This window comes from Microbacterium sp. EST19A (assembly GCF_019969685.1).
Classification (GTDB): domain Bacteria; phylum Actinomycetota; class Actinomycetes; order Actinomycetales; family Microbacteriaceae; genus Microbacterium.
On record NZ_JAHXYZ010000002.1, the window covers coordinates 959,096 to 984,827 of the forward strand.

Below are 25,732 nucleotides of genomic sequence, written 5' to 3' on the forward strand. Positions count from 1 at the left end.
ACCGGCCACGTCACGCGCGTTCATGCCCCGTCACAGGCGGTCACTCGCCGTCGAAGACGGCGATACTCCTCAGTCCGCGCGGCTCAGTGTCTGCAGCACCTCGGTGCGCGGGGCCGACGGCAGCACGAAGCGGAACTCCGTGCCCACGCCCTCTTCGCTCGTGACGTCCATCGTGCCGCCGTGGGCGAGGACGATGGCGCGCGTGATCGTGAGACCGAGTCCCACACCGGGAACAGCGTTGCGCGTCGCCGTCGAGGCTCGGAAGAACCGGGTGAACAGCATCCCCTGCTCATCTTCAGGGATGCCCACGCCGGTATCGCGCACGGACAGCTCGACTCCGCCGTCGAACGGCCGCACCTTCGTGGTGACGTGCCCGCCGCGCGGCGTGAACTTGATCGCGTTGGAGAGCAGGTTGTCGAGTGCCTGCCCGATCCGACCGGCGTCGACGAGCATGCGCACGGGCTCCGGTGCCAGCTCGGCCGAGAGCTCGATGCCCTCGCGCTGGGCGTGCGGGCCGGCGGATGCCACGGCGGAGCGCACGAGCTCGCCGAGGTCGACCTCCTCGCGGTCCAGCGGGAACCGACCCGACTCGACCTGCGCGGTGAACAGCAGGTCTCCCACGAGGTTCAGCAGCCGCTCGGCGTTGCGCTCGATGATGCCGACGAACTCCTGCTGCTCGCCCGTGAGCGGCTGACCCGGGTCGTTCTGGAGCAGGTCGAGGAAGCCGATGATCGCGCTCAGGGGCGTCCGCAGCTCGTGCGAGATCATCCCCACGAACTCGTCCTTCATTCGGGCGACCTCGACCGCTTTGCTCTCGTCCGTCACCACCAGCAGGTACCCCTGCTGCGTGCCGGCGCCGTCCTTGTAGGGGTTCACGGTCACTCGCGCCGGCACCGAGGTCCCGCCCGCCGTCACGACGTCGATGTCGCCCTCGACGCTCTGATCGTCGTCGGCACCGGCGAAGAGCGCACGCACCCCCGGCGGCAGCTCGGAGCCCGCGCCCTCGTGCTGCTCCTTCGTGCAGTCGCTCGCCAGGGCGGTCAACGACGATTCGGCGAAGAAGCGATCGACGCGCACGTCGCTCATCGCCTCCGCGTACGTGAGGCCGAACAGCCGCTCCGCACCGGGGTTCCAGGCCGTGATCAGGCCCTTCAGATCGGTGGCGATCACGGCCTGTGCGGTGATCGACGACCACAGTCCCTCGTACGACTCGACGAGCGAGCGGTACTGGTGCTCCTTCTCCCGCAGCTGCACGATCATCTTGACGTTCTCGGACAGCGCGGCCGTGCGCTCGGCCACCAGCTCCTCCGCCTGCTCCGCCCGCACGCGCTGCTGACGGGAGAGCTCGTTGATGACCGCGGCGACCGCGGCGAACACGAGCGGGCCGATCACGCCGCGCAGCCAGTCGACGGCGTCGTCCGGTGGATCCACGAAGTACGGCATGAGCAGCGCGATCGACGTCAGACCGCCGACCACGAAGACCCAGCGGATGCCGGGGGCGGCGGCCAGCCAGACGACGGGGAGCAGCACCAGGGAGGAGAACAGGGAGGCCGGCCCGCCGGTGCCGGTGCGGAACAGGCCGAGACCCGCGATGTCGACGAGAGGAACCAGCAGCACGATCCAGCCGTCGTGCAGGCGCCGCGCGCTGAGCACGCCGGCATAGACGGTGGCCGCCATGACGATACCGATTCCGAGGATCGCCGCGCCGAAGTGCGTGAACGGCAGGTTCGGGATCACCCACGTCAGCAACCCCGCCCCCACGGCCGCGATGAACGTCGGAGCCTGCTTGACCAGCGGACTCGGGTTGTCGAAGACCTGGTACCACCGGTTCTCGGCGCGATCGAGCGGGGTCGCCCTCATCGCTTCACCTGCGCCACGATGCCGTGCAGATCGGCGCCGGTGATCGGCTTGGGCAGAGCCGCATCCGCGGGTGGATAGTCGGCGGCGTCGAGCACGGAGCTGATGACGAGGAAGCAGGCCGGGAAGCGCTGGCGCACGAGACGCGCGCACTCCTGACCGCTGATGCCGGGAAGCAGAAGGTCGATGACGGCCAGCACGGGCTCGATCTCGTCGAAGGCGGCGATCGCCGATTCCGCATCGACCGCGACGTAGGCGTCGAAACCCTCGCGGTCGAGGTAGCGGCGCACGAGCGCGGCCTGATCGACCGCATCCTCGACGACGAGGGCCAACGGCCTCCCGCTCATCGGAGGAGCAGCTCTCGCACGACGACGATCACGACGACGACGCCGATGGCGAGGAGGCCCTGCGGGATCAGGCGGCGCTCTCGGCGAGCATCCACGACGATCTCCTGCACCTCGGCGTCCTGCGACGGTGCTTCGGTCATGAGTCGACCCGTCCGATCTTCTCGGTCTTGATCCATGAGGCGTCGGCCCGACGCCACTCCTTGATGTACGAGTCCACGGTGATCGCGCACAGCAGAGAGCCGTAGCCGCAGACGTAGAGCAATAGTCCCGCGAAGAACCGTCCGCCCGGTAGGGGTTCCACGGCGCGGGCGAGCCAGATGCCGAGCATCGAGATCGGCCCCCAGAGGTAGAAGATCACGGCCCAGAAGAATCGGGTCTCGTCGGTGAGCGCGAACCCGAGCTGGGTCAGACCGCCTTCGAAGAGCCAGGGGAAGAGGGCGATCGCCATGAGGATCAGCGCGCCGAGCCCGGGGAACATGATCGCCTCGCGCCACGACTGCCTGCCGATACGCGGGTCGAGTTGGGCGGCATAGAGCATGGAGAAGATGTAGATGCATGCCGCGGCGACCCACATGAAGCGGAACACGAACTCCGCGATGTCGCTGTGCAGCACGAGCAGCACGAGCAGCGCGGTGGCCGCGAGGAGCATGAACGCCGGCAGGAGCAGGATCGTGAACCACGCCAAGCCGAACGAGAAACTGCCCAGATTGTGCAGGCGACTCGGCCGGAACCACAGTTTGCGGTAGATCGAGGTCAGCTGGACGTTGCCTCGAGCCCAGCGCAGTCGCTGCTTCCAGAGGCTGTCCACGGTCCGGGGCTCTTCGGCCAGCACGACGGCGTGCGGCTCGAACACCATCCGCCGTCCTTTGAGCTGGCCCTCGAACGTCGTCATGGTGTCTTCGGCGAGCGTGCCGGTGGGGATGCGTCCGCCGATCGCCTCGAGGTTCGCACGGGAGTGCAGCTGCGCGCCGCCCGCGAGGCAGGCGATGGCGCCGCCGACGTTCTGCACGCGGCGGGCGGAGAGTTGCCCGATGACGTATTCGATCGCGATGAAGCGCGTGAGGTAGTTGCGGTCGCGACTGCCCTCGGCGATGTACGCGGTGACCGCGCCGACCTTCTCGTCGGCGAGGTGCCGGGTGAGCTTGCGCAGCGAGTCGCGGGCGAAGATGACGTCGGCGTCCATGATGAGCACCGCTTCGGTCCAGGCGTCCGCGAGGATCACGTCGAGCCCGTGGTTGAGCGTGTGCGCCTTGCCCTCGCCGCCCTTGTCGCGACGCAGGTGCACGACGCGGCCCGGGTACGCTGCGGCTTTGGCGGTGACGATCTCGGGGGTGTCATCCGTCGAGGCGTCGTCGACGACGAAGATCCGCAGACGGTCCTCCGGGTATTCGAGCTGGAGCAGCCGTTCGATCGCCGGCCCGATGACGAGCCCCTCGTTCCAGGCGGGGATCACGACCGCGACGTTCGGATGGTACGGCGCCGCTTTCGCGTAGTGGTTGCGGAACGCGTGCAGCGGCAGAGTGAGGAACTGCAGCGCCGTGTTGATCACGGGCAGAGTTCCGACGAAGACGCAGATCAGCAGCACGACGACCACGGCCGTCTCGAGCCAGGTGAGTTCGGGCATCACGCACCGGCCTCCGCGTCGAGGAGCGCCGTGACCCGCGAGTACCGCCCCACGTCGGATGCGACATGGCTGTCGGTGGATGCCACGATCCCGGCCCCGGCCTGACGCAGTGCCGCCAGCGAACGGATGCCGGGGCACCCCCACTTCTCGTTGACCTCGACGAGGGTGTCGGTCTCCGCTGCCGCGCGCGCCCAGGCGTCGATGCGCTCGTCCCCGAGGTCCTCTTCCGACAATCCGATCTTCGGCAGGATCGAGAAGCAGTGGGCGAGCTGGTTGCCGGGATACCGGCGCATCGCCGCGATCAGCGCCCCGACGAGCTCGTCGAGCACGTCGTCGCCAGCCCAGCCGGATGCGATGCGCTCGCGCACGGCGGTCGGTCCGAGCGGGCCGTCGAGTCCCGGGAACTGATGATCCGCGATGAGGATGCGATCGATGCCCTCCGGGAGCACCGGGATGTCCAGGGTGCCCGACGCGTCGAGGATCTTCGCCTCGACGCCGGTGAGCACCTCAAGGCCCTCCGGCACCGAGAGCGCGCGGACGGCCGCGAGGTACTCCGGCACCCAGGTGGTGCTCTGCCGCACGTGGTCGACGAGTCGCACGGTCGTCAGTCCGGCCGTAGCGGCCGCCGCGACGTTCTCGGCGAGGGTCGACACGGCGTCGTCGGAGAAGGTGGAGTGCACGTGGTGGTCGCCGCGGAGCGCGGCGTGACTCACAGCTCCTCCTGGTGCCCTGCGTGGGCCGAGACGAGCAGGTCGTCCACCTCGACGATCACGTCTTCCAGGAAGCGCACCGAGGCGACTTCACGGAACGGGATCCGTGCGGGGAGCTCGATGCCGAGGAACAGATCGGCGACCAGCGAGGGGATGTCCACCCCGGCCGCGATCGTCAGCGGGAGGGCACCGGGGAAGCGCGGATTGACCTCGAGCAGCACGGCGCGTCCGGTCCGATCGCGGCGCAGCTGCACGTTCGCGACGCCGACGAGACCGATCGCCTGCGCGATGGCCGCCGCCGTGTCCTCGAGCTCGGGGTCGATGACCGTCTGTCCGGCGATCGCCACGCCCGAATCGACCCGGGCGCGCGTCCGCGGCACGGCGGCGACGACGTTGCCCGCGGCATCCGCGATCACGTCGACGGAGTACTCCTCGCCCGGCAGGTAGTCCTGCACGATGAGCCCCTCGTCGGTCGGGAGAGCCTCCAGCGCCGCGCGGTCGGGTACCAATCGGATGCCGCGGCTCCCGGCCCCTTGGCGCGGCTTCGCGAAGACGGGGAACTCCCAGTCGACGCCTTCGGCGTCGGGTCCGGCGAGGACCGTGCGCGGGGTGCGCCCCGTCGGAGCGCAGCGCTCGGCGAGGGCGAGCTTGTCGAGCGCGGTGTTCAGCGTGTCGGCGGAGGGCGCGGCGAGCACGGCCGGTGCGAGTTCGTCGCGTCGCTCGGCGAGCGCGATCAGTTCGACGTCGACCGTCGAGATCACGAGGTCGAGGGAATCCTCCGCGACCATCCGCGCGATCGCCGGGACGAAGTCCTCGTCGCGGCCGGGCGGTACGAGACGGCGCTGCGCCGGCGGCACCAGGTAGATGCCGCTCGCCCAGCCGTCCATGTCGGCCGCGAACACGGTCAGGTCGGAACGGCGGAGGAGCGAGCGGATGACGGCCACGCCGGCCGGACCCCCCGCACCCGTCACCAGCACGCGCTTCGTCATCAGGTCTCTCTTCTCGTGAGTTCGTGGGCGCCGACGAACTCGGCCGTCTCGCGCACCACTTCGAGCGGCTCGACCGCCTTGCCACCACCGAAGCGCGACCAGTAGCGGGCCGTCGCGGTGACGAAGTCGGGTTCGAGGTAATCGCGGCTGGCGGTCTGCGAGCTGAAACGCTCCAGGAGCCGCAGTTTCTGTTCGAGGTACGGGTCGATCCGGACGAACCGGGTCGGCCGGAAGTCGATGGTCGCCGAGGGGCTCTGGTAGCAGGCGACCGTGCCGACGCGGCGCGTGGCCACGATCGTCGCCTCGCTCACCGCGCGATGATCCTGGTGGCGGTCGTGGCTCGAGTGCGTGTAGACGATCGTCGGCTGGATCTCCTGCACGACCTCCTCGATCAGGCGCACGGTCGCGCCTCCCCCGGAGATCTCGGTGTCGATCAGGTCTTTCACGAAGAGCCGGGCGCCGAGCATGTCGGCCGCGGCGAGGGACTCGCTCTGCCTGCTGTCGGCGTCGCCGCCGCGGGCACCTCGGGACAGCGTGAGGATGGTGATCGAGTCGCCCGCATGGGCGTGGGCGGCCAGGAGTCCGCCGACTCCGATCTCGACGTCGTCGGGGTGCGCGCCGATCGCGAGCACGACCTCCTTGGGCCGTGCCTCATCGCGGCGGCGTCGTCCTTCCGCGGCGAGGCGCGTGACGGCTTCGACGAGTCGCGCGTTGTCGAGCGGCTTGGTGAGGAACTCGTCGGCCTGCGCGCGCAGCGCGGAGACGGCGTACTCGACGGAGACGTGAGCCGTCATGACGATCACGGGGACGTGCGGGCTCGTGCGCCGCAGCTCGTCCAGCAGTTCGAGACCGCTCAGCCCCGGCATCTCGATGTCGGTGACGACGACGTCCGGGCGCAGCGCGGTCATGAGCTCGATCGCCGAGCGGCCGTCCTCCGCGGTGTCGACGATGCAGCCCGCGCGCCTTTCGAGCACTGTCTTCACGAGCAGTGCGACGTCCGGATCGTCGTCGACGACGAGGACGCGCGGGGACTCCTCAACCATTTGCAGCTCTCCTTGGGGAATTCCCTGCCGGTGGGGCTGGCGTCGTGCTCTCGGCGCCCTTCAGAACCGTGAGCTCGGGGAAGTCGAGCGGGTGTTATTCCTAAATATTGGCATATCAAAGCCCCCGCGCGACGCTGCCGGTCAGGGCGAGCCTTCGCTCACCGCGCGCAACGGCATCGATCAGGGCGTGCACGACACGATAACTGCGTGCCCGCTCCCCGGATGCGTGTGCGCCGAGGGACTACGACGTCACCCGTGCTGCACGCTTCTCCTGCTGGTAGACCCGGATCGCCTCGTACCGCTCGGCCGAGCGGGCCTGCCGTTTGGCCGCCTCGTCGGCGCGATTCTTCGGCGGAGCCGTGGTCACGAGGTCATCGAGCAGATGACGGGCCGCGTGCGCGATCTCTGCGACCGCCCGGTCGAACACGGCCTGGTTCGCCCGCGACGGCGCATTCGTTCCCGCGATCTTGCGGACGAACTGGAGGGCGGCGTCGTGGCATTCCTCGTCGGTCGCTGCGGGCTCGAGGTTGTTCAGGGGCACGATGTTGCGGCACATACCGGCACGCTACGCCGGGCCGACGGCTGACGGAAGAGTCGATCCGGTGCACAGGATGGTGCGATCGACACGCGGCTCGCTACGCTCTGGCTACGAGAACCGGCGACGGCCGATCCGCCGTCTCCCTGGAAGAGGAGCGAGACATGACGATTCCCCCACCCCCGGATTCCCCGCAGAATCCCCCCGCACAGACTCCCCCGGCGTGGAACGGTGCGCCGGCGGATCCTGCCGCCGGCTACGCTCCGCCTGCCCCGAACGGGGCGCCGTACGGCGGCGCGCCCTATGCGACCGCGCCGGCGTCCCCTCCGGGACGCGTGCTGTCGATCATCGGCCTGGTGCTCGCCTTCGTCGCCGCGCCGGTCGGCCTCGTCATCAGCATCGTCGCGGCCGTCAAGCTCGGCAAGGCCGGGGCACCCAAGGGCCTCGCGATCGCCGGCATCATCGTCGGCGCCGTCATCACGCTGCTCTGGATCATCGGCATCATCCTCTTCGTGACCGTGCTCAGCGGCGTCATCGGGACGTGCGCGGAGCTCGGCCCTGGTGTGTGGGACGTGAACGGCGTCACCTACACCTGCGGCTGACCCCGCCTGCACGAGGAAGGGACCGGATGCTGTGCAGCATCCGGTCCCTTCCTGTCTGGGTCGCCTACTTCTTGTAGTTCGGCGCCTCGACGACGATCTGCACGTCGTGCGGGTGGGACTCCTTGAGCCCTGCCGACGTGATGCGCACGAACTTGCCGCGCTGCTTGAGCTCTTCGATCGTGCGAGCGCCCACGTAGAACATCGACTGACGGAGACCGCCGACGAGCTGGTACGCCACAGCGGCGAGCGGGCCGCGATACGGGACCTGGCCCTCGATGCCCTCGGGGATGAGCTTGTCGTCGCTCGGGACGTCGGCCTGGAAGTAGCGGTCCTTCGAGTACGAGGTCTGCTTGCCACGGGTCTGCATCGCACCGAGCGAGCCCATGCCGCGGTACTGCTTGAACTGCTTGCCGGACTGGAAGACGATCTCGCCCGGCGACTCGTCGGTACCGGCGAGGAGCGACCCGAGCATCACGGCATCCGCGCCGGCGACGAGCGCCTTGGCGATGTCGCCCGAGTACTGCAGACCGCCGTCGGCGATCACGGGAACACCGGCAGGACGTGCGGCGAGCGACGCCTCGTAGACCGCGGTGACCTGCGGCACGCCGACGCCGGCGACGACGCGGGTGGTGCAGATCGAGCCGGGACCGACGCCGACCTTGACGGCGTCGACTCCGGCGTCGATGAGAGCCTGGGCACCCTCGCGGGTGGCGACGTTGCCGCCGATGATGTCGATGTGCTCGAACGTCTCGTCGGCCTTCAGACGGCGCACCAGGTCGATGACGCCCTGCGACTGGCCGTTGGCCGTGTCGACCACGAGCACGTCGACGCCCGCGTCGCGCAGCGCCTCCGCACGCTCCCACGCGTCGCCGAAGAAGCCGATCGCCGCGCCGACGCGCAGACGGCCCTGGTCGTCCTTCGTCGCGAGCGGGTACTTCTCGCTCTTGTCGAAGTCCTTGATGGTGATGAGACCGGCGAGCTTGCCGTCGGCGTCGATCAGGGGCAGCTTCTCGACGCGGTGCTTCGCGAAGAGGGCGATGACTTCGCCGGCGGCGACGCCGACCGGGGCGGTCACGAGGCCCTCCGACGTCATGACGTCCTTCACGAACGTGGTCTGCCGTTCGAAGCCCGAGACGAAGCGCATGTCGCGGTTGGTGATGATGCCGACGAGCTTGCCGTCGTCGTCGATCACGGGAAGTCCCGAGATGCGGTACTTCGCGCACAGGGCGTCGACCTCTTCGACCGTGGCATCCGCCGTGGTCGTGATCGGGTCGGTGATCATGCCGGACTCGCTGCGCTTGACCCGGTCGACGTGCGCCGCCTGGTCGGCGATCGAGAGATTGCGGTGCAGGATGCCGATGCCGCCCTCACGCGCCATCGCGATCGCCATGCGCGACTCGGTGACCGTGTCCATGGCGCTCGACAGCAGCGGCGTGGCGACCGAGATGCGGCGCGTGATCCGCGATGACGTGTCGGCCTCGCTGGGGATCACGTCGGTGTGCCCCGGCAGGAGCAGCACATCGTCGTACGTCAGTCCGACGAAGCCGAAGGGATCGTGCTGGTCCATGGAAGCTCCTCCTGCGCGAGTCGCGCGAATCCGAGTGCGAGTGCGGTCGACAGCGTCCGGCGCGGGCCGGAAACCCGTATGAGGATTCTAAGCGAGATGAGGCCGTGAACATTCCCGAAGGGCGCGGTCGTCCGGCGGGCAGGCCGCCGGTGTAGGCGAATCGGGAAACGCACACTACGCTCAAAACGTCGTCCACCCCTGCGGTTCACACCCGATGCCGCCGGGAAAGCACTCACAGTGGAGGTTGCGTGGGACCCACATCAATCGCCGTGCAGCGAAAGCGACCCTGGGTGGTCGCCTTCCTCGGCATCATCATGGCGCTCACAGCGTTCCTGATCCTGCCCCCGTCTCCGGCTTCGGCCGAGACGACCGACGACGGCCAGGAGGTGACCGACTTCTACTTCGCCGGGGTCATCACCTTCGACGATGAGCCTGTCGAAGGCGTCGGCATGCAGATCGAGGGCAACGGCTTCAAGGGCGAGACCGAGACGGATGCCGACGGCAAGTGGCGTCTCTACGTGCCCGAGAAGGACACGTACACGCTCACAGTCGACGAAGATTCCCTGCCGGACGGCGTGATCGTCGACGCGAGCCTGCTGCCCCCGGGCACGCAGCCGATCTCCGGCACGTCCGCCTCCTTCGAGGTGGAGTTCGGGCTCACCGGCACCAAGATCATGAACCTGTTCCTCGGTGAGGGTCAGCGGGTCACGGTGTCGGTCCTCGATCAGCTGCTCTCGCGTCTCGTCGGCGGCCTGAACTTCGGCCTCCTCCTGGCGCTCGCCTCGATGGGCGCGGCGCTGATCTACGGCACGACGCGGCTGTCGAACTTCGCACACGCCGAGATGGTGACCTGGGGCGGACTGGTGGCGCTGGTCACGACGACCTTCTGGCATCTTCCGCTGTGGGCCGGCATCATCGCGGCGGTGGTCGGCGGCGGACTGTTCGGCTGGGCGCTCGACGCCGGGATCTGGCGTCCGCTGCGGCGACGCGGGCTCGGCGTCGTGCAGCTGATGATCGTCAGCATCGGGCTGTCGCTGGCGCTCCGCTATGCCTTCCAGTACCTGATCGGCGGCGGCACCCGGCAGCTTCCGGGTGCCAGCCCGGCACCGATCCAGTTCGGCCCCATCTCGCTGTCGTACATCGACATGATCGGCATGGGCGTGAGCATCGTGGTGATCGTCGGGGTGGCGTTCTTCCTCACCCGCACCCGCATCGGCAAGGCGACCCGCGCGATCTCCGACAACCCGCAGCTCGCTGCCGCATCCGGCATCGACGTCGACAAGGTCGTCCGGTACGTCTGGATCCTCTCCGGCACCCTGGCAGCGATCTCCGGCGTCCTCTGGGGCTACTTCCGCCCCGGGGTGAAGTGGGACATGGGCGCGCAGATGCTGCTGCTCATCTTCGCCGCGATCACGCTGGGCGGCCTCGGTACCGCGTTCGGCGCTCTCGTCGGCTCGCTCATCGTCGGCATCGCGGTCGAGGTCTCCACACTCTGGATCCCCTCCGACCTGAAGTACGCGAGCGCTCTGGTCGTGCTCATCGTGATCCTCCTCGTCAGACCCCAGGGACTGCTGGGCCGCAGGGAAAGGTTGGGCTGACCGCCATGGACTTCGGAAGCATCTTCTCCAACACCGCCGTCTACCTGTTCAGCCCGGTCACCCTGGCGTACGCGCTGGCTGCCACGGGTCTCGCGATGCACTTCGGCTTCGCCGGCCTGCTCAACTTCGGTATGGCCGCCTTCATGGCTATCGGCGGCTACGGCTACGCCATCTCCGTGCTGACCTTCGGTCTCCCGTGGTGGATCGGCATGCTGATCGGCCTGCTCGGGGGCGCGCTCTTCGCGGTGCTCCTCGGCATCCCGACGCTGCGCCTGCGGGCCGACTACCTCGCGATCGCGACGATCGCCGCCGGTGAGATCGTGCGCCTGCTCTTCACCACGCAGGTATTCGACGAGTACACCAACTCGGCCGACGGCCTCGCGCAGTTCAACGGCGGTTTCCGCGACGCGAACCCCTTCCCCACCGGCACCTACGGGTTCGGACCGTGGACGTACAGCGCCGATGACCTCTGGAACCGTGTGTTCGGGCTGATCGTCCTGCTCGTCGCGATCCTCCTGGTGTGGGCCCTGATGCGCAGCCCGTGGGGCCGCGTGCTCAAGGGCATCCGTGAGGACGAGGACGCCGTGCGCTCGCTCGGCAAGAACGTCTTCGCCTACAAGATGCAGGCGCTCGTCGTCGGTGGCGTCATCGGCGCCGCCGGAGGGATCGTGTTCGTGCTCCCCTCCGCCGTCGTGCCGGGCAGCTACACGACCTCGCTGACCTTCTTCCTGTGGACCGTCCTCCTCCTGGGAGGCGCGGCCACGGTGTTCGGACCGACGCTCGGAGCGATCCTCTTCTGGATCGTGTTCGCCTTCATGGCGAACCTGCTGCCGTCGATGGCGAAGGCGGGGATCTTGCCGATGTCCGACAGCCAGGCCTCGACGCTGGTGTTCATCTTCATCGGCATCGCGCTGATGCTGCTCGTGATCTTCCGCCCCCAGGGCATCCTCGGCGACAAGAGGGAGATGACCTTTGTCAAGTGAAAGCACCAACACGGTCCCTGAGCCGGCCGAAGGGCCGGCCACGGGAAGCATCCGACGCCCGAAGACCACCGGTCTCACCAAGGGAGAGGTGAAGCCCGGCGTCGCCAAGGTCGATCCGATCCTCGTCGCCGACGCGGTGCAGCGGCGCTTCGGCGGACTGACCGCCGTCGACGTCGACCACCTCGAGATCCCCCGCGGCGCCATCACCGCCCTGATCGGACCGAACGGCGCCGGAAAGACGACGCTGTTCAACCTGCTCTGCGGGTTCGACAAGCCGAACAGCGGCACCTGGTCGTTCGACGGCAAGAACCTCTCCGGGGTGCCGTCGTTCAAGGTCGCCCGCATGGGCCAGGTGCGCACGTTCCAGCTCACCAAGTCGCTGTCGCTGCTCACGGTGCTCGAGAACATGAAGCTCGGCGCCCCGCATCAGCGCGGCGAGGGCTTCTGGTCGAGTCTCTTCCCGTTCCTGTGGCGCAAGCAGGACACCAAGATCGAGGGCAAGGCGCGCGACCTGCTCGCGCGCTTCAAGCTCGACGCCAAGGAAAAGGACTTCGCCGCATCGCTCTCCGGCGGGCAGCGCAAGCTCCTCGAGATGGCCAGAGCCCTGATGAGCGATCCGACGCTCGTGATGCTCGATGAGCCGATGGCCGGCGTCAACCCGGCGCTCACGCAGTCGCTCCTCGACCACATCCTCGACCTCAAGGGCCTCGGGATGACTGTGCTCTTCGTCGAGCACGACATGCACATGGTCCGCCACATCGCCGACTGGGTCGTCGTGATGGCGGAGGGCCGTGTCGTCGCAGAAGGCCCGCCCGACGAGGTCATGGCAGACCCCGCGGTCGTCGACGCCTACCTGGGGGCGCATCAGGACGTCGATCTGGGTGCCGTCACCGGCCGCATCCCCGTGGTCGCCGACGTGGATGCCGCGAAGTTCCGCGAACAGGTCGAAGCAGAGGTCGAGGCCGAGGAATCCGTCGACGACGCCGAGGAGAAGAAGGCATGACCGACCAGACGCCTGTCCGGAACGAGATCAAGAACGACGATGTCATCGTCGAGCTGAAGGATGTGCACGCCGGCTACCTGCCGGGTGTGAACATCCTCAACGGCGCCAACCTCGTCGCGCGCAAGGGCGAGCTGATCGGCATCATCGGCCCGAACGGCGCCGGCAAGTCGACCCTGCTGAAGGCGATCTTCGGCATGGTGAACGTGCGCAGCGGCGACGTGACGCTCAAGGGCGAGAGCATCGTGGGGCTCAAGGCCGACAAGCTCGTGAAGCGTGGCGTGGCCTTCGTCCCTCAGACGAACAACGTCTTCCCGTCGCTCTCCATCGAGGAGAACCTGCAGATGGGGCTCTACCAGAACCCCAAGATCTACGCCGAGCGGCTGGAGTTCGTCAGCAGCATCTTCGCCGAGCTCGGCAAGCGGCTCAAGCAGCGCGCAGGTTCGCTCTCGGGCGGCGAGCGGCAGATGGTGGCGATGTCACGGGCCCTCATGATGGACCCGTCGGTGCTGCTGCTCGACGAGCCCTCCGCCGGCCTCTCCCCCGTGCGCCAGGACGACGCGTTCATCCGCGTCTCCGACATCAACAAGGCGGGCGTGACGACGATCATGGTCGAGCAGAACGCCCGGCGCTGCCTGCAGATCTGCGACCGCGGCTATGTGCTCGATCAGGGCAGGGACGCGTACGAGGGCACCGGACGCGACCTCCTCAACGATCCCAAGGTGATCGGACTGTACCTCGGTACGCTCGGCACCGAAGACGCCGCCTGACGCGTCGGAGAGAGGGGCGGATGCTGAGGCATCCGCCCCTCTCTCTTTCTCCAGACACGACGAAGGCCCCGGATGCAGCATCCGGGGCCTTCGCGCGTGTGATCAGTTGGTGCGGGTGATCAGGTTGTCGGCACCGTACTTGTAGGTACCGATGGACGCACCCTGCGGGTCGCCGTTCTCGTCGAACGTGACCTCGCCGGAGTAGCCGTCGTAGTCGGCCGTGCCACCGTCGTTGATGATCTTGGCGCAGTCAGCGAAGCTGGTGCACTTCTCACCGTCGCCGGAACCGCCGGAGACCTCTTCCATCTTGGCCGCGATGTCCGCGCCCTCGGTGGAGCCTGCCGCGAGCGACGCCAGAGCCACGAGCACGACGGCGTCGTACGCCTCGGCCGCGTAGGTGAAGTCGTTGACCTCAGGGTTGCCCTCACCCGTCCAGTACGCCTGCAGACGGTCGGTGAAGTCGTCCTCGAGTGCCGGACCCGGCTTCGTGCCCTGCGCGCCCTCGAGCGAGAAGGAGAAGTTCGTGTCGGGCGAGGAGCCGTAGTCGGACAGGTTGCCGTCGACCAGGTACCACTTGTCCGGCGAGATGCCGGCGTTCTGCAGCAGCGGGGCGATGGTCTTGAACTGGTCGAACGACACGATCGCGACGGCGTCGGGGTTCGCGGCCTTGATGGTCTCGACCTGAGCGTCGAACTGACCGTCACCGACGTTGTACGACGCATCCGCGACGACCTCGCCGCCGGCGCCCTCGAACGTCGACTTGATGTTGTCGAACAGGCCGGTGCCGTAGGCGTCGTTCTGGTAGATGACGCCGAGCGTCTTGTGACCGTCTTCGGCGATCAGGTTGCCGAGAACCTCACCCTGCAGCAGGTCGCTGGGTGCGGTGCGGAAGTACAGGCCGTTGTCGTCCCAGTCGGTGAAGTCGGGACCAGTGTTCGAGGCCGAGATCTGCAGGATTCCCGCGCTGACGTTTCCGTCGAGGATGAGGCGGGAGACACCGGATGCCGCGGCACCGACGATGGCGGTCACGCCTGCGCCCTGGAGCTTGGTGATGGAGGTCTCGTACGCCTTGGTGTCGGTGTCGCCCTCGTCTTCGGCCGTCAGGTCGATGGTCACGCCGGCGGCGGCCTCGTTGACCTCGGAGACGGCGAGTCCGACGCCGGATTCCATGGGCGGGCCGAGGAACGACAGCGATCCGGTCTGAGGCAGCAGCGAACCGAGCTTGAGCGTCAGGTCTGCTGCGGGCTTGTCTCCACCGCCTTCCGATGGCTCGGCGTTCGGCGTGCTGCTGCAGCCGGCGACCACGATGGCGGATGCGCTGAGCAGCGCGATCCCCGCGAAGATCTTCGCGCTGCGCGAACCCTTCAATACGTTCATGTTGCTCCCTTGCGTAACTGAGCGCGGATTGTGACCGCGATCGGGTGCTCTAACACTAGAGCGAGATGCTCGCGCGCAGGTGTCGGCAGTATCTCAGTGCGTTAACGATCCGATACCGAGTCCTGGCCGCGGTGGGCCGCAGGGTCAGGCGACTCCGGGCTCCGCGACACGACGCCCGCGACGGGCCGCCAGGAGGAGGTCGATCACGAACACGGCGATGGCGATCCACACGATGATGAATCCGGCCCAGCGTTCGGCCGGCATGGGCTCGCCGAGCACCGCGACGCCGAGGATGAACTGCATCACGGGCGTGACGAACTGGATCATGCCGATCACCGTGAGGTCGATCCTTCGCGTGCCGGCGGCGAAGAGCAGCAGGGGCACCGCGGTGACCACGCCGGCGAAACCGAGCACAAGGGCGTGACCCCAGCCGTTCTGCCCCATCGTGATGCCCGCCGGGGTCTGCGCCACGATGATCAGCTGCACGACCGCGATCGGGATCAGCCAGAACGACTCGAGCGTGAGGCCGCTCACCGCGTCGACCGCGGGACCGATCTTCTTCTTGATCAGGCCGTAGACGCCGAACGACGCGGTCAGTGTCAGCGCGATCCACGGGAAGGCGCCGTAGGCCACGACGATCACGACGACGGCGATCGCGGCGATGGCGATGGCCGCCCACTGGAGTCGGCGGATGCGCTCCTTCAGCACGAAGACGCCGAGCAGCACCGTGGTGATCGGGTTGATGAAGTATCCGAGGCTGGTCTCCACGACGTGGCCGGTGAGCGTGCCGAGCACGAACACCTGCCAGTTGACGTAGATGAGCAGGCCGGCGAGCGCGGTCCAGCCGAGGAGTTTCGGCTGCCGCAGGATCACGCCGAACGCCGCCCAGCCGCGCGTCACCGTGAGCAGCAGCAGGCAGAAGACGAGCGACAACAGGACGCGCCAGGCGACGACCTCCCAGGGGCCGGTCGGCACGAGGAGCAGGAAGTACAGCGGGAGGATGCCCCAGAGCAGATAGGCGCCGCCCGCGTAGGCGACTCCGGCGGTCCGAGTGGCGCGGGTCGTCGTCTCAGGGGGCACTGGACAACCCTATTGCCGCAGGCGGAGTCCGATCACCGCGAGCACCCCGCCGTGCGGAGTTCGGCAGGAATCGGATGCCGGGTGGCGGAAAGCAGAAGGAGCCCGGATGCCGTGGCATCCGAGCTCCTTCTCACGAGCTGGCTCGCTGTCCTTCGACAGGCTCAGGAACCGGCTTCAGGTCTTCAGCGGACGACGACCGCGAGGACGTCGCGGGCCGACAGGACGAGGTACTCGTCTGCGCCGAACTTCACTTCGGTGCCGCCGTACTTGCTGTACAGGACACGGTCGCCGACGGCGACGTCGATCGGAACGCGGTTGCCGTTGTCATCGATGCGGCCGGGGCCGACGGCGATGACCTCGCCCTCCTGGGGCTTCTCCTTGGCAGTGTCGGGGATGACCAGGCCACTCGCGGTGGTCTGCTCGGCCTCGACCTGCTGGATGACGATGCGGTCCTCGAGCGGCTTGATGGAAACCGACACGGTCTACCTCTTCTTTCTTGACGCTGACACGAAAGACTTGTTCGCACTCTCAACCCGAGAGTGCTAATCCAGTCTAGGCGCTCGGTTGGCACTCATGCAATGCGAGTGCCAACCCGCTGCCCGTCTCGGCGGCCACGACCGGGGAATTAGGCTGAGAACGTGGAGATGTCCGAGCTGCGAGCGCTGCTGACCCCCGAAGGGCTCGCGCTCCTTGACGAGGTGGGGCTGATCGAGTCGACCGCCGACGTCGCACGCACGGTCTCGCGGCTGCGGGCGGCCGGGCACTCCCCCGATCTTGTCTCGGCGGTGGTCGGCCAGGCGCATCTGCGCTCCCGGGCGACCGCGAAGTTCGGCGCGTTCGCCGCACGGATGCTCTTCACCCGTGCCGGTCTCGAGCAGGCGACACGGCTCGCGGTCGCGGCGCGGCATGCGCAGCGGATCCGCAGCGCCGGCATCACCCGCGTCGCCGACCTCGGCTGCGGTATCGGCGGCGACGCCCTCGCCTTCGCGGGTGCGGGTCTCGACGTGCTGGCGGTCGACGCCGACGAGGTCACCTCCGTCATCGCGGCCTACAACCTCGCACCGTTCGGCGACGCGGCCGTCGTGCGCCACGGGACAGCCGAGAGCACACTCTCCTCGGGCACCGAACCCGGCGCAGTCTGGATGGATCCTGCCCGTCGCACCGCGGGCCACAGCGAGACCCGTCGCGTCTCCGCCGATGACTACTCGCCCTCGCTGGACTGGGCGTTCGACGTCGCGGCACGCCGGCCCACCGGCATCAAGCTCGGTCCGGCGCACGACCGCGACGCGCTCCCCGACGACGACGAGGCCCAGTGGGTGAGCGCCGACGGCAGCGTCGTCGAGCTCGTCGTGTGGAGCGGGGCCCTCGCGCGCGAGGGTGTGCGCCGCGCGGCTCTCGTGATCCGCGGCGAGCGCTCCCATGAGCTCACGTCGAGCGGAGACGCCGACGACGTGCCCGTCCGCGCGCTCGGAGCCTTCCTGCACGAGCCCGACGGGGCCGTCATCCGCGCACGCCTGATCGGCGACGTCGCACGAAGCCTCGACGCCGGCATGCTCGACGAGCACATCGCCTACCTGACCTCGGATGCCGCCCTGACGAGCCCCTTCGTGCAGTCGTTCCGCGTGCGCGAGACGATGCCCGCGAATCCCAAGGCGATCAGCGCCGTGCTGAAGGCCAACGGGATCGGTCGGCTGGAGATCAAGAAGCGCGGCGTCGACATCGACCCCGCGGCGTTCCGGAAGAAGCTGACCCTGCGTGGCGACGAAGAGGCCACGCTCATCCTCGTACGCATCGGCGACCAGCGCCGCGCGATCCTCGCCGATCGCGTGCCCGCGTTCGGCTGATCGCGCTCACCCCGGGGGTTCGCTCGGCACGGTCTCTTCGAGCGGGTCGCCGTCGTCTCCGCCCAGCGTGACCCTGTCGCCCGGGTTCGGGAACGAGACGGTCTGGGCGATCGTGAGGTAGGGCGTCCGGTCCTGCGTGTTCTGGACCCGGAGGTTCCAGGTCGTCGGCACCCCGTCGGCGGTTCCCTCGACGTCGGTGGACACGCCCCGCCCCGCCGCGTCGATGTCCGCGCTGCACACGGTCCTCCCGTCGACGCCGTCGACGATCATGCAGTACTCCACGAACGAGTCGCCCTCCGAGAAACGGGTGCCCAACCACACGGGCTCGCTCTGGAACTCGCCGACGATCAGCAGACCGGCGTTGAATCCCTCTGAGATGAGCGCGGTCGCGCGGTCGCGCTCCGCGCCGCGGAACTGACTGATCATCGCGAGATCCGGTGACCACCGCTGGATGGAGACCATCGGCTCGCCGGTCGTCGAGAGCATCAGGTAAGCGTTCACACTGGCGCCCGGAGCCACCCCGGACTCGGCATCGCTGCCGGCGTTCGGCGGCACCATCACCGACGCCGACAGGCCGAAGGGACGGGTGTCCGCGGCGTCCTGACATGCCTCCGACGATGCCTGAGCGATGTCGATCACCAGGCAGGCCTGCTCGCCGCCGTCCTTCGTCGCGTACCAGGCCACGGCGTCTTCATCCTGCCCGACCGCGAGCAGACTGCCGGCGTCGTAGTCGCCCTCCTGATAGAGCTCCGTCCGTCGCTCCTGCTGATCCGTCGTCAGGACGACGGTCCCGGCGGGCTGGCCGAAGAACACCCAGCCGGCACCCACGCCGATCGCCAGCAGCAGAGCGGATGCCGCGGCCGGCACCCACCACCGACGGAGCAGTCTCGATGCGGTCCGCGAGCGCGGAGTCCCCGATTCCTCGGCGCCGGAGTCCGGGATGCGAACACCATCCGACCCCGATTCCCGGGTCCCTGAGCCGGTCGAAGCGCCGGGAACGGGGACATCGACCGGGGCGCCGCGCCGCCGGTCGATGTCGAACGGAACCGCGTCGACGATCCCGATCTCGACCGGCGGAGCCTCGGACGGTGCGACCGTCTCCTCCTGCCCCGCACGCTCGAGGTCGCGGAGCCGCCTCGCTTCGGCATCCGTCAGTGCACCGTCGCGTCCGTAGGCCTTCCGCTGCAGCGCGCGCAGCTCGTCGGGGTCAGTCGCCGCCGGCACCGGTCTCACCTCGCTCGCGAGTGATCACCAGGTAGGTCGGCCCCGTGTTGGGCGACATCTCGAACGTCGTCGCCTGGCCGCTCACCGGGTCGACGACATTGAGCACGAGCCCCGATTCCTGGTCCATCATCGTCTGCGCATCAGCGCAGACCCGGGGCGACGATTCGCTCGCGCCGTCGTAGATCAGACACTGCGCCTGCGAGTCGATCACCGTGGCGGTCCAGACCGGCACGCCACCGTCGTAGCCGGCCACCCAGATCGAGTTCGGATCGTAGCCGTCTTCGGCGAGCCGTGCAGCGATCCTCGTCTCCTCCTCGCTGGCATACGTGATGGACGAGGTGCCGGGCGTCTGGTCCCAGGAGTCCATCCGCACGACGGGTTCGCCTGAGGGCGCGAAGAAGACCGAGGCCATGACCTCGCGCCGCGCCGCCTCGCTGACCTCCACGAGGAGCTGGCCGAAGATCCCGTCCTCTTCGACGACCTCGGTCGGCTGACAGCTCGGCCGGGTCCGTTCGCCGTTGCTCAGGATGATGCAGGTCTTCTCCCGCTCGTCCTGCGTGGCCATCCAGACGACGACCCCGTCCTCGGCGGCGACCGCCCGCACCGATCCGGAGTCGTAGACCCCCTCCGCGAGAAGGGCGGTCTGCCATTCCTGCTGCTCCGGGGAGAGTGCGATGGACGGCATGATCACGCGGCCGAACGCGAGCCAGCCGATGCCCACGCCCACAGCGAGCACCACGACGGCGGCGAGCGTGAGAGGGCGCCACAGCGCCCGGATCGACGACAGAGCGGATGCCGAGGGAGGCGCTTCCTCGGCCCCTTCCGCGGGCTCGGCGGGCTCGGCGGGCTCGGCGGGTGCGAAACCCGGGGCGGTCGCGATGGCGGTCGGTTCGGGAGCAGCGGCACGAAAGCTGCGAGCCTCGATCGGCGCGGTGGCGACGCGCTCAGGAGCCGAGGGCTCGCGTCGATCCGCGGGCGCCGTCTCACGATGCTCCGGCACGCGAGCCTGGAGATCGGTCAGACGGTCGGCCTCTCCCGGAGACAGCTCGCCGCCGCGCCCGTACGCCCGCACCTGCAGTGCGCGCATCTCCGCGAGCTCGTCGGCGTCCAGCATGGGACTACCCGAGCCGCTCGAACTGCATGCCGGCCCAGACGAGCCAGCCCAGGCTGTAGACGGTCGCACAGAGGCCGAGGACGAGCGCCCAGCGCGCGATCACGCGGCTCTCGACCGGGCGCCGCAGCGACATGATCGCGGCGACCACCGAGACGACCGCCACCGGGATGCCCCACCCCACGAAGAACGAGGCGCCGAGCGCGACGATCGCGGCGAGGAGCGCCCAGGGCGCCAGTCGGGTGTCGTCGATCGCGGCGGTGTCGGTCGTCGGCTCCCAGTCGGTGTCGTCGACCGCGTCGATGTCGGGGCCGCTCACCACCACGGGTTCGATGCCGACCGGGCCGGTCGGCAGCTTCGTGTAGCCGTCGCGGCGAGCGCCGGGGATCCTCGTCGCTCCCACCGGTCGCTCGACCTCGCCGCTGGGGCGCTCGATACTCGTGCGCGGGGGCGGAACCGACCCTTCCGCCTCGGGCGTGCGCGGCACGTCGGTCACGCCGGCACCGCTTCGGCGATCTGGATCTCGGTGACGGGGAGGGTCGAGTCCGCGCCGAAGGCGAGAGTCGAGGGCCGGCGCCCCGAGACGATCAGCTCGGCGGCCAGCGCCGCGATCATCGCACCGTTGTCGGTGCACAGCGAGAGGGGCGGGATGCGCACGGTCACGCCCGCCGCCTCGGCACGCTGCAGGGCGACCTCGCGCAGGCGTCGGTTGGCGATCACCCCGCCGCCGAGCAGCAGTCGCGGCACACCGAGATCCGTGCAGGCGGCGAGCGCCTTGGTCACCAGCACGTCGACGACGGCCTCGCGGAAGCTCGCCGCGACATCCGCGACGGGGAGCTCCGCAGCGCCGTCCGCGTTCTCGGCCTCGAAGCGCTCGACCCAGCGGGCGACCGCGGTCTTCAGTCCGGAGAACGAGAAGTCGTAGCGGTGCTTCGCGAGATCCGAGGCGCGGGAGAGCCCGCGGGGGAACCGGATGGCATCCGGATCGCCGTCGCGCGCCGCGCGGTCGATCTCGGGGCCGCCGGGATACGGCAGCGACAGGAGCCGGGCGACCTTGTCGAAGGCCTCGCCGGCCGCGTCGTCCATGGTCTCGCCGAGCAGCTCGACATCGGTGGTGAGGTCGCGCACGTGCAGCAGCGAGGTGTGGCCTCCGGAGACCAGCAGGGCGATGGTCGGATACTCGAGCGGTTCGGCATCCGGCGTCAGGATGTCGGCGGCGATGTGCCCGACGAGATGGTTCACGGCATACAGCGGCTTGTCGAGCGAGACCGCGAGACCCTTGGCCGCACCGACGCCGACCATGAGAGCACCGGCGAGACCGGGGCCGCTGGTCACCGCCACCGCGTCGAGGTCGTCGAGACCGACGCCCGCCTCGGCGAGAGCGGCATCGATCGAAGGCTGCAGCGCCTCGAGGTGCGCACGGGCGGCCACCTCGGGCACGACGCCGCCGAAGCGGGCGTGCTCGTCCATGCTCGACGCGATGGTGTTCGAGAGGAGCGTGCGTCCGCGCACGATGCCGATGCCGGTCTCGTCGCAGCTCGTCTCGATGCCGAGCACCAGGGGCTCACTCATGCGTTCGCCTCCTCCGGCTCATCGGCGGCCCGCGGCTGCCGTCGCAGATCGCTCCGCATCACGATCGCGTCCACGTCGTCGGGCTGATAGTAGCGAGGCCGCCTGCCGATCTCCTCGAAGCCCTCGGCGAGGTAGAGTCCCGCCGCGGTCGGGTTGTCGGCCCTGACCTCCAGGAAGATCTCGCGCGCTCCGCGCTCCCGTGCTGCCGCCAGCAGCGCCCGCAGCAGGGCCCGCCCTCTCCCCTGCCCCCGGTGCTCGGCGAGGAGGGCGATGGTCTGGATGTCGGCATCCGGACTCCCCTGCAGTGCACGCACGCCCCCGTAGCCGATCACGACGCCCTCGTGCTCGTCGACGAGATACTGCCCGTGCGGGCTGGCGAGCTCGGCGGCCATGGTCTCGGGGCTCCACGCATCAGTCGGGAACGATCGGTCCTCGATCCGCATGATGGCGGCGAGATCGGCGGAGGTGGCTGCGCGGAGGGTCACGATCCGACCTTCTTGGGGGCTCCGGGCAGCGTGACGTCGGGATGCCGCATGTACAGGGGCTCGTCGCCGGCGAGGGTGCGACCCGCGGCGAGCGCTCGCGCGCCGACCCGGGCCAGATCGACGGCGGAGAGCGCGGCGACATCGATGCGGCGGATGCCGGCCAGGTGCGCGTCGGCATCCACGGCCTTCACCAGGACGGTGTCGGCCAGGACCTGCGGGAGGCCGTCGGCGTCCGCGCCGTCGAACACCGTGATCGCGACCTCGCGTCGGCGGGCGTCCGTGACGATCGCGAACGGCCCCTTCTCGGTCTCGAGGGCGGTGAGGGCGGCGGCGAGATGACTGGGGACGGCGACGACCGGGAGCCCCCGGCCGAGGGCGAACGCGCGCGCCGCGGCGATGCCGATACGGAGACCGGTGAAGGGCCCTGGGCCCATGCCCGCGACGACGTGCGTGATGTCTCCGGGAGCCGCCTCCTCGAGCACCTCGGCGAGGAGGACGCCGATGACCTCGGCATGTCCGAGGGGATCCGTCGTCGCCGCCTCGGCGCGTCGCGTCCCGTCGGAATCGATGAGCGCGACGGCGGTGCCCAGGGAGGTGTCGACGGCGAGGATCACCCTTCCAGGGTAGTCCGGGCCGAGGGGGCTCTGCTCGATACCGCCTCGAGCTCGGATGCCGGCACATCGAGGGCCGTCGCCTGCTTCCAGCGGTCGCCGCCGCCCTCCCGGGCTCGCACCGCCGCCGCCCCCGCGCCGGTGGCCAGCACGTCGTAGTCGAAGCCGAGCACCGTCACCAGCGCCCAGCCGATGCTCGCGGAGGCGCGGATGCCGTGCACGGGTGCATCCCGTTCGATGATCGAGACCCGGTTGAGGATGTCGCGGATGTGGAACTGGACCGCCTCCTCACCGCCCCGGATCAGCACGATCGCCCGCGCGTCGTCGATCCGCACCGCGTCGGCCGCGGCGGGAAGCGCCTCCTGGACGTCGTCGTGGAAGCGGTCGGCGATCATGGCGAAGGCCGACCCTGTCGAGGCCTCGCGCAGATCGGCGGGATCGTCGAGGCGCACGTCGAGGATCGACCAGCTCTGCTCGTTCTGGGCCTGCGCCTTCTGCAGCCGCCGTCGCAGCCCGGCGATCGCCGCAGCGGTGCCGGTCGGAGCGATGCCGTCCGCGCGCACCGTCAGGACGAGGGTGAAGGCGGCGCAGGTGCTGACGACGAGTGTGCCGACCGCGTTCATGCCCCGCAGCGCGCTGAGCTGGGCGGCCGTGTTCGCCGCGTCGGTGACCAGGGCCGACGCGCCGCTGGCGACGGCGACGAGGAAGAGCGCGCACGATGCCAGGGCGAGCGGCATCGTGATGTCACGCGCAGCAGGCCTGCCCCGCCACAGCTCGTACGCCACGAGTGCCGCGAAGATCCCGCTCGCCAGGAAGACCGAGTGGAACGCCAGCAGGTACCACGGCGAATCCGCGGTCACCACCAGAGCTGTCGGCGCGGCAGCCGCGAAGAGGGCCACCGGCCACCAGGGGGTGCGACGACCTCGGTACATCCGCAGGCCGATCCAGACCAGGGGCTCGAACGAGAGCAGCAGCCCGGAGGCCGCGCCGCGCAGGGCCTGCTCGCCCGTCTGCTGCCCGGCCAACCAGAGATAGGCCCCGAGCACGCCGAGTCCGAAGGCGGCACCCCACGTCACGGTCGCGCGGCTCGGTCGTGCCAACGTCGCGAGCCCGAACACCAGCGCGGCGAGCACGGTCACGACCGCGACCATGCTGGTGGTGACATCGACTGCCACCGGTACGAGTGCCAACGCGCTCACGCCAGGACCTCCTTCACCCGCCGAGGCGGGAATCGCAGGGTGACGACCGTGCCGACACCGATGCTGCTCTCGACCCGGATGCTGCCCTCGTGCGCCTCGACGATGGCCCGGGCGATGCCCATACCGAGCCCGGTGCCGGCGACTCCGGCGAGCACCGCGCGATCCGTGCGGAAATACGGCTCGAAGACGCGGGACAGCTCGTCCGCGGCGATCCCGGTCCCGGTGTCGGTCACGACGAGTTCCGCCTGCTTGTCTCCGGTCCAGCCGAGGCGCACGGCGATGCGCCCGCCGGCCGGCGTGTACTTCACGGCGTTGCTCAGCAGGTTGTCCAGCACCTGGCGGAGCCGGAAGGCGTCGCCGTAGATCACGAGACGCTCGGCCCCGCTGATGTCCAGTTCCTGCCTGCTGCCCGAGATGAGAGGCGCGTACGACGCCGCCGACTCCTCGACCACCTCCCGCAGATCGACCGGCTCGAAGGGCTCTTCCGGCGCCCTCCGGGTGGTCTCGAGCGTGCTGGCCACGAGATTCTCCATGCGCTCCCCGGCGTTCGCGATGACTCCGAGCTGCGCGGTGACCTGGGGCGGAAGGTCCTCCCGCTCGAGCAGCAGGTCCACATGGCCGATGATGGCGGTCAGCGGATTGCGCAGCTCGTGCGACACGACCGCGCCGAGCGCGCGCCGCTCCTCCGCCGCCTCCATCAGCTCGGTCACGTCGTCGATCACGACCAGGGTGATGCGCTTCCCCTCGGTCGCACTCGCGATCGTCCGCGTGCTCACCTGCAGTGCGCGCCAGTGCCCCGCGCCGTCGAACAGCCAGACGCGCTCGTCCTGCAGCTGCTCTCCGCTCGCGGCCCGCGCGAGGGTGGTGCGGGCCGGAGGCACGGCCGACCCGCGCCGTCGGTCGTACTCGACCGCGGTCGACGGCAGCGCCTCTCCGTAGCGATCGCGGCCGTACAGGGCGCGGTACGCGTCGTTCATCTGCATGACCCGGCCGTCGTCGTCGACCACGACGAGGGCGACCCCGAGGGCGTCGATGACCTGGGTCACCCGTCGCTGGTTCGTCTCCGCACGCTCGGCCGCACGGTTCACCTGCTCCGATCGCCGCTCCAGCAGGCGCCGCGCGGCTCGCGAGCGCTGCGCGCCGATCCGCACGGTGACGCCGAGGAAGCTCAGGGTGATGATGACGGTGAGGACGCGCAACAGCACGTCGGCGGGCTCACCGTTCCGCTCGGAGAAGAGCACCAGGCATGCGGCGCTGAAGGCGACGCCGCCCAGCACCCACGGCATGGTGAAGTAGGTGGCGAGCCAGGTGACGGGGAAGACCCAGAGGAGCCCGAGCCGGATGTCGGGTGCGTTGGTCGTCAGCCCGACGGCGAGGACGTCGAGCAGCGGCAGGATGACGACCGCGCGGCGCGGCAGTCGGTGCCAGGGGACGGCGAAGGTCACCAGGGTCGTGACGACGACGAGCGCGAGCCCGGCGATCACCAGGGGCAGTCCCAGCGTCGTCGGCTTGAAGGCCGTGATCATCACGGCGATCGCAACGATGCTGCCCGTGAACACCAACTGCCATCGCCAGATCGAGACGGTGCGGATCATCATCGCCCG

Annotated in this window: 26 protein-coding genes; 6 read left to right on the forward strand and 20 right to left on the reverse strand. The window is 69.3% G+C overall.

Annotated elements, in window-relative coordinates:
* Nucleotides 1-69 precede the first annotated feature (69 nt).
* From LC452_RS14540 to LC452_RS14575, 8 genes are all read right to left on the reverse strand, one after another.
* A complete protein-coding gene (locus LC452_RS14540) occupies nucleotides 70-1,860 on the reverse strand; it encodes a cell wall metabolism sensor histidine kinase WalK (RefSeq protein ID WP_223626524.1) in 1,791 nt (596 codons plus the stop codon).
* Nucleotides 1,857-2,204, reverse strand: a complete 348-nt coding sequence (locus LC452_RS14545; protein WP_223626526.1) for a response regulator — start codon at nucleotides 2,202-2,204, stop codon at nucleotides 1,857-1,859. The genes LC452_RS14540 and LC452_RS14545 overlap by 4 nt, the downstream gene beginning before the upstream one ends.
* Nucleotides 2,201-2,344: a hypothetical protein gene (locus LC452_RS14550; protein ID WP_223626527.1), complete on the reverse strand. Its 144-nt coding sequence runs from the start codon at nucleotides 2,342-2,344 to the stop codon at nucleotides 2,201-2,203. The genes LC452_RS14545 and LC452_RS14550 overlap by 4 nt, the downstream gene beginning before the upstream one ends.
* Complete coding sequence (locus LC452_RS14555; RefSeq protein ID WP_223626529.1) at nucleotides 2,341-3,828, reverse strand: glycosyltransferase; 1,488 nt, start codon at nucleotides 3,826-3,828, stop codon at nucleotides 2,341-2,343. The genes LC452_RS14550 and LC452_RS14555 overlap by 4 nt, the downstream gene beginning before the upstream one ends.
* The gene (locus LC452_RS14560; protein WP_223626530.1) at nucleotides 3,828-4,541 is read right to left on the reverse strand and encodes a PHP domain-containing protein; all 714 of its coding nucleotides are present in this window, start codon (nucleotides 4,539-4,541) and stop codon (nucleotides 3,828-3,830) included. Before LC452_RS14560 ends, LC452_RS14555 begins: the two co-directional genes overlap by 1 nt.
* The gene (locus LC452_RS14565; RefSeq protein ID WP_223626532.1) at nucleotides 4,538-5,527 is read right to left on the reverse strand and encodes an ATP-grasp domain-containing protein; all 990 of its coding nucleotides are present in this window, start codon (nucleotides 5,525-5,527) and stop codon (nucleotides 4,538-4,540) included. The genes LC452_RS14560 and LC452_RS14565 overlap by 4 nt, the downstream gene beginning before the upstream one ends.
* A complete protein-coding gene (locus LC452_RS14570) occupies nucleotides 5,527-6,570 on the reverse strand; it encodes a response regulator (RefSeq protein ID WP_223626534.1) in 1,044 nt (347 codons plus the stop codon). The genes LC452_RS14565 and LC452_RS14570 overlap by 1 nt, the downstream gene beginning before the upstream one ends.
* Before the next feature lie 241 nt (nucleotides 6,571-6,811).
* Entirely contained in the window at nucleotides 6,812-7,126 is a 315-nt protein-coding gene (locus LC452_RS14575; RefSeq protein ID WP_223626536.1) for a DUF2277 domain-containing protein, read from the reverse strand.
* A gap of 143 nt (nucleotides 7,127-7,269) precedes the next feature.
* On the opposite strand from LC452_RS14575, the gene LC452_RS14580 reads away from it, so the two are divergent.
* A complete protein-coding gene (locus tag LC452_RS14580; RefSeq protein ID WP_223626538.1) occupies nucleotides 7,270-7,707 on the forward strand; it encodes a DUF4190 domain-containing protein in 438 nt (145 codons plus the stop codon).
* A 64-nt stretch (nucleotides 7,708-7,771) separates the two neighbouring features.
* On the opposite strand, the gene guaB is transcribed toward LC452_RS14580, so the two are convergent.
* Entirely contained in the window at nucleotides 7,772-9,274 is a 1,503-nt protein-coding gene (gene guaB, locus LC452_RS14585; RefSeq protein ID WP_223626540.1) for an IMP dehydrogenase, read from the reverse strand.
* Nucleotides 9,275-9,588: 314 nt separating this feature from the next.
* On the opposite strand from guaB, the gene LC452_RS14590 reads away from it, so the two are divergent.
* Genes LC452_RS14590 through LC452_RS14605 form a run of 4 tightly spaced genes read left to right on the forward strand, consistent with a single transcriptional unit; the run spans nucleotide 9,589 to nucleotide 13,625 of the window.
* Nucleotides 9,589-10,872: a branched-chain amino acid ABC transporter permease gene (locus LC452_RS14590; RefSeq protein WP_263294199.1), complete on the forward strand. Its 1,284-nt coding sequence runs from the start codon at nucleotides 9,589-9,591 to the stop codon at nucleotides 10,870-10,872.
* A 5-nt stretch (nucleotides 10,873-10,877) separates the two neighbouring features.
* Nucleotides 10,878-11,855, forward strand: a complete 978-nt coding sequence (locus LC452_RS14595) for a branched-chain amino acid ABC transporter permease (protein ID WP_136055470.1) — start codon at nucleotides 10,878-10,880, stop codon at nucleotides 11,853-11,855.
* Nucleotides 11,856-11,904: 49 nt separating this feature from the next.
* On the forward strand, nucleotides 11,905-12,858 hold the full coding sequence (locus tag LC452_RS14600; protein WP_223627690.1) for an ABC transporter ATP-binding protein: 954 nt from the start codon (nucleotides 11,905-11,907) through the stop codon (nucleotides 12,856-12,858).
* On the forward strand, nucleotides 12,855-13,625 hold the full coding sequence (locus tag LC452_RS14605; protein WP_223626542.1) for an ABC transporter ATP-binding protein: 771 nt from the start codon (nucleotides 12,855-12,857) through the stop codon (nucleotides 13,623-13,625). Before LC452_RS14600 ends, LC452_RS14605 begins: the two co-directional genes overlap by 4 nt.
* Before the next feature lie 102 nt (nucleotides 13,626-13,727).
* On the opposite strand, the gene LC452_RS14610 is transcribed toward LC452_RS14605, so the two are convergent.
* The 3 genes from LC452_RS14610 to groES all read right to left on the reverse strand — a co-directional run bounded on the left by LC452_RS14610 (nucleotide 13,728) and on the right by groES (nucleotide 16,561).
* Nucleotides 13,728-15,002, reverse strand: coding sequence for an ABC transporter substrate-binding protein (locus tag LC452_RS14610; protein WP_223626544.1), 1,275 nt, complete (start codon nucleotides 15,000-15,002; stop codon nucleotides 13,728-13,730).
* Nucleotides 15,003-15,146: 144 nt separating this feature from the next.
* Nucleotides 15,147-16,082 carry an EamA family transporter RarD gene (gene rarD, locus LC452_RS14615; protein WP_223626545.1) on the reverse strand — a complete coding sequence of 312 codons (936 nt, stop codon included), beginning with the start codon at nucleotides 16,080-16,082 and terminating at the stop codon, nucleotides 15,147-15,149.
* A 182-nt stretch (nucleotides 16,083-16,264) separates the two neighbouring features.
* Nucleotides 16,265-16,561 (reverse strand): co-chaperone GroES, encoded by a 297-nt coding sequence (gene groES / locus LC452_RS14620; protein WP_046012430.1) that lies wholly within the window; start codon nucleotides 16,559-16,561, stop codon nucleotides 16,265-16,267.
* A gap of 165 nt (nucleotides 16,562-16,726) precedes the next feature.
* Here groES and LC452_RS14625 point away from each other — a divergent pair, with 165 nt between their 5' ends.
* Nucleotides 16,727-17,926, forward strand: coding sequence for a class I SAM-dependent methyltransferase (locus LC452_RS14625; RefSeq protein ID WP_263294200.1), 1,200 nt, complete (start codon nucleotides 16,727-16,729; stop codon nucleotides 17,924-17,926).
* 6 nt (nucleotides 17,927-17,932) lie between these two features.
* Here LC452_RS14625 and LC452_RS14630 read toward each other — a convergent pair whose 3' ends face one another.
* The 8 genes from LC452_RS14630 to LC452_RS14665 are packed head-to-tail and all read right to left on the reverse strand — an operon-like array spanning nucleotide 17,933 to nucleotide 25,726.
* Nucleotides 17,933-19,150 (reverse strand): hypothetical protein, encoded by a 1,218-nt coding sequence (locus LC452_RS14630; RefSeq protein ID WP_223626549.1) that lies wholly within the window; start codon nucleotides 19,148-19,150, stop codon nucleotides 17,933-17,935.
* Nucleotides 19,134-20,264 (reverse strand): hypothetical protein, encoded by a 1,131-nt coding sequence (locus LC452_RS14635; RefSeq protein WP_223626550.1) that lies wholly within the window; start codon nucleotides 20,262-20,264, stop codon nucleotides 19,134-19,136. Before LC452_RS14635 ends, LC452_RS14630 begins: the two co-directional genes overlap by 17 nt.
* Before the next feature lie 4 nt (nucleotides 20,265-20,268).
* Nucleotides 20,269-20,757: a hypothetical protein gene (locus LC452_RS14640; protein ID WP_223626552.1), complete on the reverse strand. Its 489-nt coding sequence runs from the start codon at nucleotides 20,755-20,757 to the stop codon at nucleotides 20,269-20,271.
* Entirely contained in the window at nucleotides 20,754-21,833 is a 1,080-nt protein-coding gene (tsaD, locus tag LC452_RS14645; RefSeq protein ID WP_223626554.1) for a tRNA (adenosine(37)-N6)-threonylcarbamoyltransferase complex transferase subunit TsaD, read from the reverse strand. Before tsaD ends, LC452_RS14640 begins: the two co-directional genes overlap by 4 nt.
* A complete protein-coding gene (gene rimI, locus LC452_RS14650; protein ID WP_223626556.1) occupies nucleotides 21,830-22,318 on the reverse strand; it encodes a ribosomal protein S18-alanine N-acetyltransferase in 489 nt (162 codons plus the stop codon). The genes tsaD and rimI overlap by 4 nt, the downstream gene beginning before the upstream one ends.
* On the reverse strand, nucleotides 22,315-22,932 hold the full coding sequence (gene tsaB / locus LC452_RS14655) for a tRNA (adenosine(37)-N6)-threonylcarbamoyltransferase complex dimerization subunit type 1 TsaB (protein WP_223626558.1): 618 nt from the start codon (nucleotides 22,930-22,932) through the stop codon (nucleotides 22,315-22,317). The genes rimI and tsaB overlap by 4 nt, the downstream gene beginning before the upstream one ends.
* Nucleotides 22,929-24,128, reverse strand: a complete 1,200-nt coding sequence (locus tag LC452_RS14660; protein ID WP_223626560.1) for a hypothetical protein — start codon at nucleotides 24,126-24,128, stop codon at nucleotides 22,929-22,931. Before LC452_RS14660 ends, tsaB begins: the two co-directional genes overlap by 4 nt.
* Complete coding sequence (locus LC452_RS14665) at nucleotides 24,125-25,726, reverse strand: cell wall metabolism sensor histidine kinase WalK (protein WP_223626561.1); 1,602 nt, start codon at nucleotides 25,724-25,726, stop codon at nucleotides 24,125-24,127. The genes LC452_RS14660 and LC452_RS14665 overlap by 4 nt, the downstream gene beginning before the upstream one ends.
* Nucleotides 25,727-25,732: the final 6 nt, after the last annotated feature.